The sequence below is a fragment of the Brevundimonas sp. genome (assembly GCF_031082345.1).
GTDB lineage: Bacteria > Pseudomonadota > Alphaproteobacteria > Caulobacterales > Caulobacteraceae > Brevundimonas.
Window position 1 is genome coordinate 1 of record NZ_JAVHLH010000043.1, and the last position, 14454, is coordinate 14454.

Annotated in this window: 15 protein-coding genes, 1 tRNA gene and 1 pseudogene; 10 read left to right on the forward strand and 7 right to left on the reverse strand. The window is 69.7% G+C overall.

All coding sequences use genetic code 11. From position 1 onward, the window contains the following. Positions 1-199 (reverse strand): annotated as a pseudogene (locus RDU12_RS04565) (hypothetical protein); the annotation flags it as partial. 125 nt (positions 200-324) lie between these two features. Here RDU12_RS04565 and RDU12_RS04570 point away from each other — a divergent pair. Further along, the gene (locus RDU12_RS04570; protein WP_300292315.1) at positions 325-513 is read left to right on the forward strand and encodes a DUF3008 family protein; all 189 of its coding nucleotides are present in this window, start codon (positions 325-327) and stop codon (positions 511-513) included. A 95-nt stretch (positions 514-608) separates the two neighbouring features. Then, complete coding sequence (locus RDU12_RS04575; protein ID WP_300292314.1) at positions 609-1241, forward strand: exopolysaccharide biosynthesis protein; 633 nt, start codon at positions 609-611, stop codon at positions 1239-1241. Between the two features lie 56 nt (positions 1242-1297). Here RDU12_RS04575 and RDU12_RS04580 read toward each other — a convergent pair whose 3' ends face one another. Beyond that, positions 1298-2128, reverse strand: coding sequence for a flagellin (locus RDU12_RS04580; RefSeq protein ID WP_300292313.1), 831 nt, complete (start codon positions 2126-2128; stop codon positions 1298-1300). 286 nt (positions 2129-2414) lie between these two features. Here RDU12_RS04580 and RDU12_RS04585 point away from each other — a divergent pair, with 286 nt between their 5' ends. The 5 genes from RDU12_RS04585 (at position 2415) to RDU12_RS04605 (ending at position 6095) form a co-directional block, all read left to right on the forward strand. Further along, positions 2415-3287: a MoxR family ATPase gene (locus tag RDU12_RS04585; RefSeq protein ID WP_300292312.1), complete on the forward strand. Its 873-nt coding sequence runs from the start codon at positions 2415-2417 to the stop codon at positions 3285-3287. Positions 3288-3392: 105 nt separating this feature from the next. Continuing rightward, on the forward strand, positions 3393-4226 hold the full coding sequence (locus RDU12_RS04590) for a methyltransferase type 11 (protein ID WP_308684168.1): 834 nt from the start codon (positions 3393-3395) through the stop codon (positions 4224-4226). Between the two features lie 119 nt (positions 4227-4345). Continuing rightward, entirely contained in the window at positions 4346-4939 is a 594-nt protein-coding gene (locus tag RDU12_RS04595) for an HD family hydrolase (protein ID WP_300293644.1), read from the forward strand. Between the two features lie 3 nt (positions 4940-4942). Next, positions 4943-5884, forward strand: a complete 942-nt coding sequence (locus RDU12_RS04600) for an NAD regulator (RefSeq protein WP_308684169.1) — start codon at positions 4943-4945, stop codon at positions 5882-5884. Between the two features lie 121 nt (positions 5885-6005). Next, positions 6006-6095, forward strand: a tRNA-Ser gene (locus RDU12_RS04605). A gap of 138 nt (positions 6096-6233) precedes the next feature. Here the strand turns inward: RDU12_RS04605 and acs are convergent. From acs to RDU12_RS04620, 3 genes are read right to left on the reverse strand one after another with little or no spacing between them, the layout of a single operon-like run. Then, positions 6234-8192, reverse strand: a complete 1959-nt coding sequence (acs, locus tag RDU12_RS04610) for an acetate--CoA ligase (protein ID WP_308684170.1) — start codon at positions 8190-8192, stop codon at positions 6234-6236. Between the two features lie 52 nt (positions 8193-8244). After that, positions 8245-8865: a glutathione S-transferase family protein gene (locus tag RDU12_RS04615; RefSeq protein WP_300290545.1), complete on the reverse strand. Its 621-nt coding sequence runs from the start codon at positions 8863-8865 to the stop codon at positions 8245-8247. A gap of 27 nt (positions 8866-8892) precedes the next feature. Further along, entirely contained in the window at positions 8893-10167 is a 1275-nt protein-coding gene (locus RDU12_RS04620; protein ID WP_300290547.1) for a NupC/NupG family nucleoside CNT transporter, read from the reverse strand. Positions 10168-10329: 162 nt separating this feature from the next. Between RDU12_RS04620 and RDU12_RS04625 the strand changes: the two genes are divergently transcribed. Beyond that, the gene (locus RDU12_RS04625; RefSeq protein ID WP_300290549.1) at positions 10330-11205 is read left to right on the forward strand and encodes a DUF4349 domain-containing protein; all 876 of its coding nucleotides are present in this window, start codon (positions 10330-10332) and stop codon (positions 11203-11205) included. On the opposite strand, the gene RDU12_RS04630 is transcribed toward RDU12_RS04625, so the two are convergent. Then, on the reverse strand, positions 11196-12074 hold the full coding sequence (locus RDU12_RS04630; RefSeq protein WP_300290551.1) for a branched-chain amino acid aminotransferase: 879 nt from the start codon (positions 12072-12074) through the stop codon (positions 11196-11198). The genes RDU12_RS04625 and RDU12_RS04630 overlap by 10 nt on opposite strands. Before the next feature lie 88 nt (positions 12075-12162). Here RDU12_RS04630 and RDU12_RS04635 point away from each other — a divergent pair, with 88 nt between their 5' ends. Both RDU12_RS04635 and RDU12_RS04640 read left to right on the forward strand, forming a co-directional pair. Beyond that, complete coding sequence (locus RDU12_RS04635) at positions 12163-12894, forward strand: response regulator transcription factor (RefSeq protein WP_308684171.1); 732 nt, start codon at positions 12163-12165, stop codon at positions 12892-12894. Positions 12895-12904: 10 nt separating this feature from the next. Beyond that, positions 12905-14248: an ATP-binding protein gene (locus tag RDU12_RS04640; protein ID WP_300293096.1), complete on the forward strand. Its 1344-nt coding sequence runs from the start codon at positions 12905-12907 to the stop codon at positions 14246-14248. Here RDU12_RS04640 and RDU12_RS04645 read toward each other — a convergent pair. Then, positions 14249-14454: pyrroline-5-carboxylate reductase dimerization domain-containing protein (locus RDU12_RS04645; RefSeq protein ID WP_308684172.1), on the reverse strand; the 206-nt coding region annotated here is incomplete at its 5' end.

Here is a 14454-nt window from a genome sequence, read left to right on the forward strand (position 1 = left end):
CCTCCATTCCGGCCGGCATGCCGGCCATCCGGGTGGTCACCCGCCACAGGCCGGGCGTGGGGCCGGCGGGCAGATCGCTCCCGGCCGCGGCCTCCGCCGTCTTCCCGGCCGACGTGTCCGCCGGCGCCGCTTCGTCGCCCTGGCCGCAGGCCGCGAGCGACAGGGCGGCGAACCCCGATACGAGCGTGATGATGCGCATGTCGATCCTCCAGACCAAGCCTGACGTCTAGCACATTCGGGGGCGGCGCGAACGTCGTGAACCGCCGCCCGGGAACCGGCGCGGACCCGCGGCGGTTGGTCGGGAGGTCAGATGGAGACGCCGCCATGCCCGCCAAATCCGCCGCCCAGCAGAAGGCCGCCGGGGCCGCCCTGTCCGCCAAGCGCGGCGACACGCCCAAATCGGAACTGAAGGACGCGTCGAAATCGATGGTCGAGTCGATGAGCGAGAAAGAGCTGGAGAAGATGGCCCACACCAGCCGCAAGGACAAACCCGAGCACACGTCCGGCGACTGACGGCGGGCCGCCTCGCATGGATGTTTGTTAAGTGGCGCGCCGTGCCGGACCCGCCTAGATCGTATAACCCCGTCGCGCGAGTCCCGCAGCCGCCCATGCCCGACTACGACTATCAGAGCGACACACGGCCCTTCTCGCAGGTGCTGGAGGATATCGGGACCAAGACGGATCCGAAATTGTACCTGGGCGAGCTGGTCGACGCCTTCGGCGAGCGCGGCTTCGGCGCCCTGATGCTGTTCTTCGGGCTGATGAACATCGCCATCGGCATCATTCCGGGAACGACGACCATCCTCGGCGCCCCGCTGCTGCTGATGGGGCTGCAGTTGGCCACCCGCGCGGACCAGTTGTGGCTGCCGAAATGGGCGCTGCGGCGCTGGATCGAACGCGCGGCCTACCGCTCGGGGGTGGAGAAGGTCCTGCCGCGCGTGCGCATGGTCGAACGGCTGTCGCGGCCGCGCCTGCACATGATGACGAGCGAGATCTCCGAAATCCTCATCGGGGTCGCCACCGTCGCGCTGGCCGGCATCCTGGTTCTGCCGATCTGGGGCGGAAACCTGGTCCCGGCCCTGATCATCTCGACCTTCGGCTTCGGCCTGATGCAGCGGGACGGGCTGGTGGTGCTGGTGGGCTGGCTGGGCGTGGCCGGCGTCGCCGTCTTCATCTGGGTGGCCTGGGAGCTGGTCAGCCGGGCCTTGCTGGCGGTCTATCAGATGACCGGTCTGGGCTGAAAACGCACGAGGCGCCGGAGGGCGAACCCTCCGACGCCTGCGAGAACCGGAAACAGTCAGTTGCGGAACAGCGACAGGACCAGCTGCGGAGTCTGGTTGGCGATGCCCAGCGCCTGAACCCCGAGCTGCTGCTTTGTCTGCAGGGCCTGGAGCTTGGCGCTTTCCTTCGCCAGATCGGCATCGACCAGGTTGCCCACTCCCGATTCCAGCGCGTCCGACAGCTTGCCGACGAACGTGATGTGGGTCGAGAGCGCCTTCGACTTCGTGCCCAGACGCGCAAGCGCGCCCGAAACGGCGTCGATGGAGTTGCTGACGGCCGTAAGCGAGGCCGCCGCGTCGGTCAGAGTGTCGATCGACTGCGTAGTGGCGACGGATACCGTCGCGCTGCCCAGGGCCATGACTTCCGCGCCAACCGTCAGCGTGGACGTGCCCTGCGCATTGGCCAGTGCCTGGAAGCCGGTGGCGCCGGTCTCCAACAGGTTGACCCCGTTGAATTCAGCGTTGGCGGTGACCGAGGCGATCTGGTCGCGCAGAGCCGTGAAGTCCTCGTTGAGGGCCGCTCGGGCCGAGGTCGAGAGCGACGCGTCGGTCGCCGCCAGTGCCTTCTCCTTCATCTGCAGCAAGAGGTCGGAGACCGTCTCGCCCGCCGCAAGCGCCACATCGACCGCGGCGACGCCGCGATCGAGAGACTGTTTCACCGCGCTCAACGCCCCGATTTCGGCTCGTTGGCCCTGGGCGATCGCCCAGATGGCCCCGTTGTCCTTGGCGGTCGACACAGACTTGCCGGTGTTGATCCGGTTCTGCGTCGTCGACAGTTGGGCGTTGGTCGCGTTCAGGTTCTGGAGCGCGATCATCGCGCCCACGTTGGTGTTGACCGACATAACCATCGGTTGTCCTTCCATTCTGGTCGGTTGGGAGACGGCCTTCTGGCCGTAGAACCGGTTCTGGTTCGCGCCCGGCTACGCAAGGACCGGGCCGACACCGACGGCCAAACAGGCGTCTGTTTTTCCGGCGCATTTCTCCAGCAGTCGGCCCGGCGCCCGGCAGATTTATCCGCCGGGAAGGGGCCGCCCGGCCGATCCTTTCCGGGTCCGCCGCGTTCCCGCCGGCACATGATCGTTGTTTACCCGGGGCGGCTTCGCTACCCCTGTCCCGTCAGCAGTGGAGCCGTCCATGACTCGCCAGAGCGACCGGTTCGAGGGCACCTCGGACTATATCGCCACCGACGATCTGAAGATCGCCGTCAACGCCGCCGTGGCGCTGGAGCGACCCTTGCTGATCAAGGGCGAGCCCGGCACCGGCAAGACCGTGCTGGCCTATGAGATCGCCCGCGCCCTGAAGGCGCCGCTGATCACCTGGCACGTCAAATCGACCACCAAGGCGCACAACGGCCTCTATGAATACGACGCCGTCTCGCGCCTGCGCGACAGCCAGCTGGGCGAGGAACGGGTCCACGACGTCCGCAACTATCTGAAGCCGGGCAAGCTGTGGGAGGCCTTCACCGCCCCCGTCCGGCCCGTGCTGCTGATCGACGAGATCGACAAGGCCGACATCGAGTTCCCGAACGATCTGCTGCAGGAACTCGACCGGATGGAGTTCTTCGTCCAGGAGACGGGCGAGACCATCCGCGCCGCCGTCCGGCCGATCGTGGTCATCACCTCGAACAACGAGAAGGAGCTGCCCGACGCCTTCCTGCGCCGCTGCTTCTTCCACTACATCCGCTTCCCCGACGACGAGACGATGAAGGCCATTGTCGAGGTCCACTTCCCCGGCATCAAGCCGAGGCTGGTCTCCGAGGCCCTCAAGACCTTCTACGAAATCCGCGACACGCCGGGGCTGAAGAAGAAGCCGTCGACGTCGGAACTGCTCGACTGGCTGAAGCTGCTGCTGGTCGATGACGTCGATCCGGCGACCCTGCGCGAGAAGACCCCGGGCAAGCTGATCCCGCCGCTGCATGGCGCCCTGCTGAAGAACGAGCAGGACGTCCATCTGTTCGAGCGGCTGGCCTTCCTGAACCGCCGCGAAGGCGCCCGCCCGGGCGCCTGAACACAGGATCGAACGGCTTTCGTCATTCCGATTACCGCGATTTCACTGGATTCCCGAGGGCTGTAGCGCAGGATGAAGGCGACAAGGACCGACACCATCATGCCCATGCGTCCCCTTCTGATTCCCGCTCTGTGCACCCTGGCCCTCGTCGCGGCCTGCGACGGCGACGCCGTGCGCATCTCGTCGACGCACACGGAGAACAGCGACGCGAAGGGCGCGCTGAAGGTCGTTCGGACGCTGCAGTGCCCGCAGACCATGGGCTCTCTGACTCGCAAGGGAACGGCCAGCGCCGAAGGCACGGTCTGCACCTACGCCGGCCCGCGCGGCGCCGAAGTCAGCCTGCATCTGGTCAAACTGAACGGCGCCACGCCGGCCGAGGCGCTGAAAGCGTTCGAGGACCGGCTGTCGGCGGTCATGCCGCAGGCGGTGGCGCAGCTGAGATCCGCAGCCGACACAGAGGCCGATCGCGAAGCCGCGGCGGTCGACGCCGCGGCGCCGGCGGGCGATCGAGCCTCGGTGCAGGCCCCCGGGGTCGACATCCAGGCCGCGGGCGACGACGCCACGGTCCGCCTGCCGGGGTTGCGCATCGAATCGAAGGGTGACGAGGCCAGCGTGCGCATCGGCGGCTTCCACATCGACGCGAGCGACGGCGAGAGCCGGGTCAACATCGAAGGGTCCGAGGGCGGCGACAACGTCAGCGTCCAGGCCAACCAGGACGCCGCCGAAATCCGCACCAGCGCCGGCGGCGGCGCGACCCGCGCCAACTGGATCCTGACCGACAACCGGCCGTCCGACGCCGGCTGGCGGCTGGTCGGCTACGAAGCCCGGGGCCCTGCGGGCGGGCCGATCGTGGTCGCGACGGTGCGCGCCCGCGACCGCGAGCGCGGCCGCGTGTTCGAGGACGCCAAGGATCTGGTGGCCCTCAACGTCGGCGAATAACCGCCGTCAGGGTTGATCGCGGCGGCGGGATGCGTCACCTGACCTGCCACCTGCAGGATACCGCCTTGGCCGCCACACCCCGATCGACGTCGAAGAATGCTCCCCGCGCCTGGCAAAGGATGCTGTCCGGGCGACGGCTCGATCTGCTCGATCCGTCGCCGTTCGACATCGAGATCGAGGACATCGCCCACGGCCTGGCCCGCGTCGCCCGCTGGAACGGCCAGACCCTCGGCGGCCACGCCTTCTCGGTCGCCCAGCACTCCTGCGTGGTCGAGGAGATCGCCGCCCACATCCGGCCGGGGCTGGAGCCGAAATGGCGCCTCGCGGCCCTGCTCCACGACGCCTCGGAATACGTGATCGGCGACATGATCTCGCCGTTCAAGGCGGCGCTCGGGGTCAGCTACAAGGATTTCGAGGCCCGGCTGGAGCACGCCATCCACATCCGCTTCGGCCTGCCCCCCAAAACGCCCGTCCAGATCAAGAAGCTGATCAAGGAGGCCGACAAGGCCTGCGCCTTCTTCGAGGCCACCCAGCTGGCCGGCTTCACCCGCGCCGAGGCGCTGGGCTTCTTCGGCAAGCCGCCGGCGGGCTACGACCTGGTCATCGAGCCCCTGCCCGCCCCCGTCGCCCAGCAGCGCTATCTGGAACGCTACCGGGTCCTGGCCGAAGCGGTCGGCCTCGTCCCCGCCCCCGACGCCTGGCATACGGAGTAGGGCATGGCGGGGCCGGCGGAACAGGGCGTGCGCATCGGCCTCTCGGCGGTGGTCATCGCGCTCCGCGACGGCAAGGCCTGCGTCCTGACCACGCCCGGCGACGACGGCGCCCTGGCCCTGCCGTTCGGCCCGTTCGACCCGGCCAGGGACCGGACGTTCGAACTGGCCCTGCGCGCCTTCGTGACCGCGCAGACCGGCTTTCGCCTCGGCTTCGTCGAACAGCTCTACACCTTCGGGGACCTGGGCCGGGCCAGCCCGCGCGCCACGCCCGGTCCGGAGCGGCGCCGGGAGGTCTCGGTCGGCTATCTGGCGCTGACCGCCGACGCCGCCGACGTGCCCCTGGCCGGGGCGCTGTGGACGCCGGTGCTGGACATCTTCCCGTGGGAGGATCGCCGCGACGGCGCCGCCGCCTGCCTGCCGCCGCTGCTTGAGGGCCTCACCGCCTGGGCCGCGGGCGATCCCCGGCGTCAGGCGCGCGTGGATGCGCTGTTCGCCCCGGCTCCGCCGCACCGGTGGAACGAGGGCCGGGTGCTGGAGCGCTATGAACTGCTCTACGAGGCCGGACTGGTCGCCGAGGCGGCGCGCGATCGCGACCGCCCGACCCCGGCCCAGGCGCCGGGCCGGGCCATGGCCTCGGACCACCGCCGCATCCTCGCCACCGGGCTGGGCCGGCTGCGCAGCAAGCTGAAATACCGGCCGGTGCTGTTCGACCTGATGCCGCCGACCTTCACCCTGTCCGAACTGCAGGCCGCCGCCGAGGCGGTCGCGGGCCTGTCGCTGCACAAGCAGAATTTCCGCCGGGGGGTCGAGCGCACCGGCCTGGTGGCGCCGACCGGCCGCCTGTCCGCCGCCACCGGCGGCCGTCCGGCCGAGTTGTTCCGCACGGCCGACGGCGACGTCTCCGGCGCCGACACCCTCGGCCTGCCCCTGCCCGCCCAGCGTTGAGAAAAGCGTCCCGGGCGGCGGCGTGGCGATGAAGCGGCCGGCAGGGTCCGGAAGGGCTTGCAGCCGGGGCCGCGCCCCATTAGAGAGGCCGCTCGCTCGACCAAGCGTCCTACGGCCCCGCGGAGAGGTGGCAGAGTGGTCGAATGTACCGCACTCGAAATGCGGCGTGCCTTTACGGGTACCGTGGGTTCGAATCCCACCCTCTCCGCCACCGCTTTTATCTTTTTAATTCAATAGCATTTCAGCGACGGCCCAGCGCTTGGGCCGAGGCTGGGCGGCTGACGGCGGCGCTTCACCGACCGTCGGAACAACCCGGCCAGTGTGTCGCCGCCGGTCTCGCGACCGGGCGTCAGCCGGCGGCGGCGCCGGCCCGGTTGCGGACCAGGTCGTCGACCACCGCCGGATCGGCCAGGGTGGAGGTGTCGCCCAGCGAACCGACCTCGTTCTCGGCGATCTTCCTCAGGATGCGGCGCATGATCTTGCCCGAGCGGGTCTTGGGCAGGCCGGGGGCCCACTGGATCACGTCAGGCGCGGCGATCGGCCCGATCTCGCGGCGCACCTGGGCGATCAGTTCCCGGCGCAGCTCTTCGCTCGGTTCGACCCCGGCGGTCAGCGTCACATAGGCGTAGATGCCCTGACCCTTGATGTCGTGCGGGAAGCCGACCACGGCGGCCTCGGCCACCGCCTCGTGCAGCACCAGGGCGCTCTCGACCTCGGCCGTGCCCATGCGGTGGCCCGAGACGTTGATGACGTCGTCGACCCGTCCGGTGATCCAGTAGTAGCCGTCGGCGTCGCGGCGACAGCCGTCGCCGGTGAAATACCGGCCCGGATAGGTCGCGAAATAGGTGTCGAAAAAGCGCTGGTGATCGCCCCAGACGGTGCGCATCTGCCCCGGCCAGCTGTCGGTGATGCACAGATTGCCCGAGGTCTCGCCTTCCAGCACCGCCCCGTCGGCGTCGACCAGCTGCAGCTCCACACCCGGCAGCGGCTTCGTCGCCGAGCCGGGCTTCAGGTCGGTCGCCCCCGGCAGGGGCGAGACCAGGACGCCGCCCGTCTCGGTCTGCCACCAGGTGTCGACAATCGGGCAGCGGCCGTCGCCCACCACCTCGTGATACCAACGCCAGGCCTCGGGATTGATCGGCTCTCCGACCGTGCCGAGCAGGCGCAGGCTCTTGCGGCTGGTCGCCTTCACCGGCCCGTCGCCCTCGCGCATCAGCGCCCTGAGCGCCGTCGGGGCGGTGTAGAAGATCTCGACCTGGTGCTTGTCGACCACCTGCCAGAAGCGGCTGAAGTCCGGATAGTTGGGCACGCCCTCGAACATCAACGTCGTCGCCCCATTGGCCAGCGGGCCATAGACGCAATAGCTGTGGCCGGTGACCCAGCCGACGTCGGCGGTGCACCAGTAGATGTCCCCGGGGTGATAGTCGAAGACATATTCATGGGTCATCGAGGCATAGACCAGGTAGCCGCCGGTGGTGTGCAGCACCCCCTTCGGCTTCCCGGTCGATCCCGAGGTGTAGAGGATGAACAGCGGATCCTCGGCGTTCATCGGCTCGCACGGGCAATCGTCGCTGACGCCGCGCTTGGCCTCGCCATAGCGCACGTCGCGGCCCTCGACGATCGGGATGTCGGCGTTGGTGTGGGACACGACCAGCACCTTTTCGACGATGGCCCCGGCCTCCTTCTGCAGGGCGGCGTCGACATTGGCCTTGAGCGGCACCCGCTTGCCGCCGCGCAGGCCCTCATCGGCGGTGATCACCACCTTCGAGCCGCAGTCCTCGATCCGGCCGCTGAGGCTGTCGGGCGAGAATCCGCCGAACACCACCGAATGCACCGCCCCGATGCGGGCGCAGGCCAGCATGGCCACCGCCGCCGCCGGGATCATCGGCAGATACAGGGTGACGCGGTCGCCCTTCACGACGCCGAGGCCCTTGAGCACATTGGCCATCCGGCAGACTTCGCGGTGCAGCTCGCGATAGCTCAGCTGGCCGGACTGGGCCGGGTCGTCGCCTTCCCAGAGAATCGCCGTTTCGTCGCCGCGCGTCTCCAGATGCCGGTCGAGGCAGTTCCAGGCGACGTTGAGCGCCCCGTCCTCGAACCAGCGGATGCGGAAGTCGGCCCTGTCGAACGACACGTCCTTGATCTTCGACGGCGGCGTGAACCAGTCCAGCCGCCGCGCCTGTTCGCCCCAGAAGGCGTCCGGCGTCTCGCGCGCCGCTGTCCGCGCCGCCTCGTAGCCGGCGGCGTTTATGCGGGCCCGCTGGGCCCATTCGGAAGGGACGGGATAGACGTCGGTGTGATCGGTCATGGCGGCGGATGCTGCCCCCGCGGCTGGTCGGGGTCAACGCGCCGGAGGGCCTTCAGGCGCCGGCCTTGGCGGCGGGACGGGCGCGGCAGGCTTCGAGCCAGCGGCCGAGATTGCCGAACTCCTCCGGCGGCCGGTAGCGGACCAGCCGCGCGAAATCGAGACCGACCACGGCGACGATGTCGGCGATGGTGAACCGGTCCAGGGCCATGAACTCGCGGTCGGCCAGATGCCGGTCCAGCGTCTTCATGAAACGCTCGGCCGCGGCCCGGTTGTACTCCGCCACCTGCGGCAGCTGGGTCGCCTCCAGCGCCGCCAGGGCCGGATGCGAGTGGCGCACGCTCAGCATGATCGGATTGGCCAGGTAGAACTCGGCCCGGCGGGTCCACATCTCGACCACCGCCTGCTCGCGGGCGTCGTGCCCGAACAGGTTCGGCTCGGGATACAGGGACTCCAGATAGCGGCCGATGGCGATCGATTCCGAGATCGTCGTGCCGTCGTCCAGCGTCAGCGACGGCAGGTGCGGCACCCCGACCCGCGCGCGGTATTCCGCGGTTTTGTGCTCGCCGGCGAGGATGTCGACCTCGATCACCTCGACGTCCTCGATGCCCTTTTCCGCCATCACCCAGCGCACCCGGCGGGGATTGGGCGCGCGGTGGGAGGTGTAGAGCTTCATGCCGGGTCTCCGTTGCTTATCGCAACGCTACAGGCCGAAGACGCGCCCCGGCAAGGCCCCGACCACGCTGGCGGCCATCAGGGTGGCGAGGAAGCCGGCGAACAGCGCCTTCCACACCATGCCCAGCACCTCCTCGCGCCGCTCCGGCATCAGCACGCTGAGACCCGTCACCGTGATCCCCACCGAGCCGATGTTGGCGAAGCCGCACAGGGCGTAGGTCATCAGCATCCGGGTCCGCTCGCTCATCTCGGCGACCGGGACCTTGCCCAGTTCGATGAAGGCGACGAACTCGGTCAGGGTCAGCTTGACCCCCAGCAGCCAGCCGGCCTTGCCCGCCTCGGACCACTCCACCCCGGTCAGCCAGGCGACCGGCATGAACAGCCAGCCCAGCACCCGCTCGACGGTGACCGGGCCGTCGAACAGCCAGAACCCGCCCAGCATGACGTTGACCAGGGCCACCAGGGCCACGAACACGATCAGCACGGCCGAGATGTTCAGCACCACCATCAGCCCGTCCGAGGTGCCCTTGACGATGGCGTCGATGGCGCTGTCGTACTTCAGGGCGGAATCGTACTCGGCGTGCGCCCCGCCCTGCCCCGGCGTCTCGGGGATCATGATCCGCGCCAGCAGTATGCCCGCCGGCGCCGAGACGATCGAGGCGACCAGCACGTGACCGGCCGCATTGGGCAGCGTCGGGCCGAGGATGGCGGCGTAGGCCACCATGGTCGACCCGGCCACCGTCGCCAGCCCGACCACCATCATCAGGAACAGCTCGGACCGGGTCAGCTTGTCCAGATAGGCCCGGATCACGATGGGGCTCTCGATCATGCCGAGGAAGATGTTGGCCGCCACCGCCAGGGCCGAGGCCCCGCCCAGCCCCATGGTCCGCTGAAACAGGATGCCGAAGCCGTGGGTGATCCACTTCAGCACTTTCCAGTGCCACAGCAGGGCCGACAGGGCCGAGATCACCAGGATCAGCGGCAGCACCTGGAAGGCGAAGGTGAACAGGGCGGGCTGATTGGTCACCGCATAGGGCTGGTCGCCCCCGGCCAGATAGCCGAACACGAACTGGGTCCCGCGCTGCGTCGCCGTGTTCAGCCCGTCGACCGCGCCGGTGATCGCCGCCAGCACGGTCTGCGAGCCCGGGATCGCGAACAGGGCCAGCACCAGCGCCGCCTGCACCGCGATGGCGCCGAGCGCCAGCTTCCACGGAAAGGCCCGCCGATTCTCGGACAGCCCCCAGCAGGCGGCGACGATGACCGCCAGCCCCAGCAGGCTCTGCAGGTTCAGAACGCTGAACATGGACGCATTTCCCCGTCCGGCTCCCCGCCGGCCCCTGCCCCGTTGAACGCCACGCGCCCGGGATTGGCAAGCCGCGCTTTGGCTCGTTTCCGGCCCTGAATCGGTCGTGATCGGCGCGCGTCATCACGAAACCGTGATCAGCACGGCACAGGGAGAGACGAGATGCGCAAGGGTCTGATGCTCGCCGCCGCGAGCCTGTTGGTGTTGAGCGCCTGCCAGGAGGCGGAGCGAACCGCCGAAGCCGGCTACGGGGAAGAAGGAGCCTCCGCCCCCGCCGCCGACTCCGCCGCCGCTTTGTCCCGAACGCGGCCCGACGCTCCCGTCGCCGCCGCGCCGCCGGCGCCGATCGCGAAGATCGCCTACGCCTTCAGCTACGTCATGTCCGTGCCGCGCGATCGCGGGGCCGAGCTGATGAGCCGCCATGAGCTGGCCTGCGCCTCGGCCGGGGCCGGCTATTGTCAGGTCGTCTCGGCCCAGGCCGACTGGACGGCGCGGGAGCCCGGCGGCCGGCTGGAGCTGCGCGGTCAGCCCGAGTGGATCAACCGCTTCCGCAGCCAGTTGGCGCTCGACGCGCAGAACGCCGGCGGCCGGCTCGACAGCGCCGTCACCGAGGGCGAGGACGTTACCGGCGGCATCGACGCGGCCCAGACCGGCGCGAAGACCACCGCCTCCCTGGCCGACCGCATCCGCGATCTGCAGGCCCGTCGCGGCGGAACCCTCGAACAGCGGCTGGAGGTCGAACGCCAGCTCACCGACCTGCAGCGCCAGTACGACGCCCAGCAGCTTCAGCTCCGCGCCCTGAACGACCGCGTCCAGAGCGCCCGGCTGACGCTCGACTACCGCCAGGGCGGCGTCATGGCCGCCGACAGCCCGACCCGGCCGGTGGCGCGGGCGCTGTCCGACGCCTTCGGCCTGTCCATGGGCATGCTGGCCGTCCTGATCACCGCCGGCTCGGTCCTGCTCCCGGTGGCCGTGATCGGCGGCGCGGTCTGGTGGGCGGTCGTGCGGCGGAGGAAGCCGGCGCGGGCTCAGGCCTGACGCCGCACCAGCCGTCCGTAGTCTTCCATCAGGCCGAGGCTCAGGGCGCCGGGGGTGAAGCGGTATTCGCCGATCTCGCTCACCGGCGTCACCTCGGCGGCGGTGCCGGTGACGAAGCATTCGCTGAAGGTCGCCAGCTCCTCGGGCCTGATGTGGCGCACGACCACCTCGATGCCCTTGGCCGCCGCCATCTCGATGATGGTCTGGCGCGTGATGCCGTCCAGAATGGCGTCGATCGGCGGCGTGTGCAGCACCCCGTCCTGGACGAAGAAGACATTGGCCCCGGTCGCCTCGGCGACATAGCCGCGCCAGTCCAGCATCATGGCGTCGGCGTAACCGCGCTTCTCGGCCGCGGTCTTGGACATGGTGCAGATCATGTAGAGGCCGGCCGCCTTGGCCGCCGAGGGCGCCGTGGCGGGGTCGGGCCGGCGCCATTTGGCCCACTCCAGCCGGATGCCCTTCGCCTTGGTCTCGGCGTCGAAATAGCTGGGCCACTCCCAGGCGGCGATGGCCACGTGCGGCTTGCTATTTTTCGCGGTGACGCTGACCTGTTCGGCCCCGAGGAAGGCGACGGGCCGGACATAGCAGTCCGACAGGCCCATCTTCTCGCAGGTCGCCTTGCAGGCGGCGTCGATCTCGGCCACGCTGTAAGGAAGGTCGAAATCCAGCAGGTTCGCCGAGCGCTTCAGGCGTTCCGAATGAGGGGTCAGCTTGAAGATTTCGCCGCCATACATACGCTCACCCTCGAAGACCGACGAGCCGTAGTGAAGGGCATGGGTCAGAACGTGCGTTTTCGCGTCCCGCCAGGGCACGAAATCGCCGTCCATCCAGATCCAGCCGTCACGATCGTCGAAAGGAACGAAGGCCATTGAAGAACGTCTCCCGCGTCTGCACCCGGGTTAGAGCCGCCCGAACCGGCGAGGTCAACGCCTCCGGGGCGCGTCGGGGCGCCGGCGCATGAGCGACGCCCGTCCCAATGGCCGTTCGGGTCCGGTCGCCGGCCCGGGCGCCGGCCGCCACCTGCTGGTCGTCGACGACGACGACCGGATCCGCGAACTGCTGAAGGAATTTCTCGCGCGCGAGGGCTATCGCGTCACCGGCGCGGCCCACGCGGCCGCGGCCAAGCGGCTGATGGAGCTGATCGAGTTCGACCTCGTGGTTCTGGACGTGATGATGCCCGGCGAGAGCGGTTTCGACCTGACCACCTGGGTGCGCGGCAAGGCCGAGACCTCGAAGACGCCGGTGCTGCTGCTGACCGCGCGCGGCGACCCGGACGATCGCATCGAGGGCCTGTCGCGCGGCGCCGACGACTATATGTCCAAGCCGTTCGACCCGCGCGAACTGGCCCTGCGCGTCGACGCCATCCTGCGCCGCACCGGCGGCAAGCCGCTGACGCCGCGCGAGATCAAGCTCGGGCCGGCGGTGTTCGACATGGAGCGGCTGGAGCTGTCCAAGGACGGCAAGCCCCAGCGCCTGACCGAGGCCGAGGCCCAGCTGCTCAAGACCCTGGCCATCCACGCCCACGCCCCGGTCGAGCGCATGAGCCTGTCGCCCGACACCGCCGACATCACCGGCCGCGCCGTCGACGTGCAGGTCACCCGTCTGCGCCGCAAGCTGGAGGCCGATCCCAAGAACCCGCGCTACCTCCAGACCGTGCGCGGCGTCGGCTACATGCTGGCCCCGGACTGATGAGCCCCCCATGAGGCTGCTTCCCGCCGGCGTCTGGGCCCGGGTGCTGAAGCGGCGCCTGCCGACCTCGCTGTGGGGCCGGTCGCTGCTCATCATCGTCCTGCCGGTGCTGGTCATGCAGGTGGCGGTGACCTGGGCCTTCTTCGACATGCACTGGCAGACGGTGACCGCCCGCCTGTCCGAGGGGCTGGCCGGCGACATCGCCTGGGCGTCCGAAAGCTACGCCGACGATCCGACCCCGGCGAACCTGGCGATCATCGCCGACCGGGCCCAACGCTCGATGTCGCTGTCCGTCGACCTGCGCGTGGACGACGAACTGCCGGAAGAACAGGATCGCGGTCCCATCGGCGTGGTCGACCGCACCCTCGAGGCAGCCCTGACCGCGCGAATCGACCGGCCGGTCTGGTTCTCGACCACCCGCTATCCGGCCTATGTCGATATCCGGGTGCAGCATCCCGACGGCGTGCTGCGCGTGATCGCCCCGCGCGAGCGGGCCGTGGCCACCCAGGCGCACATCTTTGTGGTCTGGCTGTTCATCGCCACCGTCCTGCTGATGGGCGTGGCCATCCTGTTCATCCGCAACCAGGTCCGCGCCATCGAACGGCTGGCCGAGGCGGCCGAGGCCTTCGGGCGGGGCGAGTCGCGCGAGCGGTTCAAGCCTCACGGCGCCAAGGAGGTCCGCGCCGCGGCCCGGGCCTTCATGGACATGCGCGACCGCATCCAGCGTCACATCGAGCAACGGACCGCCCTGCTCGCCTCCGTCAGCCACGACCTGCGCACCCCGCTGACCCGCCTGCGGCTGGAACTGGCCCTCGCCCCGCCGTTCAAGCGCGCCTCGGCCATGCAGGGCGATCTCGACGAGATGGAGCACATGATCGACGAATACCTCGCCTTCGCCCGCGGCGAGGCCGGCGAGGCGGCGCAGACCATCGCGCTCGCCGATCTGCTGGCCGTCGCCGGGGAGGACGCCCGGCGGGCCGGCGCGGAAGTCGAAATCCAGGCACCGGAGGGGTTGACCGCCAGCCTGCGCCCTCTCGCCATCAAGCGCGCCCTCGCCAATCTGGCCGCCAACGCCGCCGCCCATGGCGAACACGTTCGTCTCTCCGCCCGCGCCCTGCCCTCGGGCGGGCTCGAGATTCTCGTCGAGGACGACGGCCCCGGCATCCCCGACGACATGCATGAAGAGGCCTTCCGCCCCTTCTCCCGCCTCGACGAGTCGCGCAATCAGAACAGCAAGGGCGTCGGCCTCGGCCTCGCCATCGCGCGGGACGTGGCGCGGAGCCACGGCGGCGACATCACCCTGGACCGCAGCGATCTGGGCGGCTTGCGCGCCGTCATCCGCCTGCCCGCCTGATCAGCCGCTGAAATCCTTCGCCCGCGCGACGGCGGCGTTGACGGCGGCCTCGGCCGCGCGCTCGACGTCGCCGCCCGCCTCCATGGCGTCGAGCCCGGCCCGGGTGGTGCCCCCCGGCGAGGCGATGCGGGCGACCAGGTCTTCAAGGCTGGCCCCGGTCTCCGCGCCCGCGCCCGCTGACCGCAGGGCGCCGCGCGCCAGCCGCT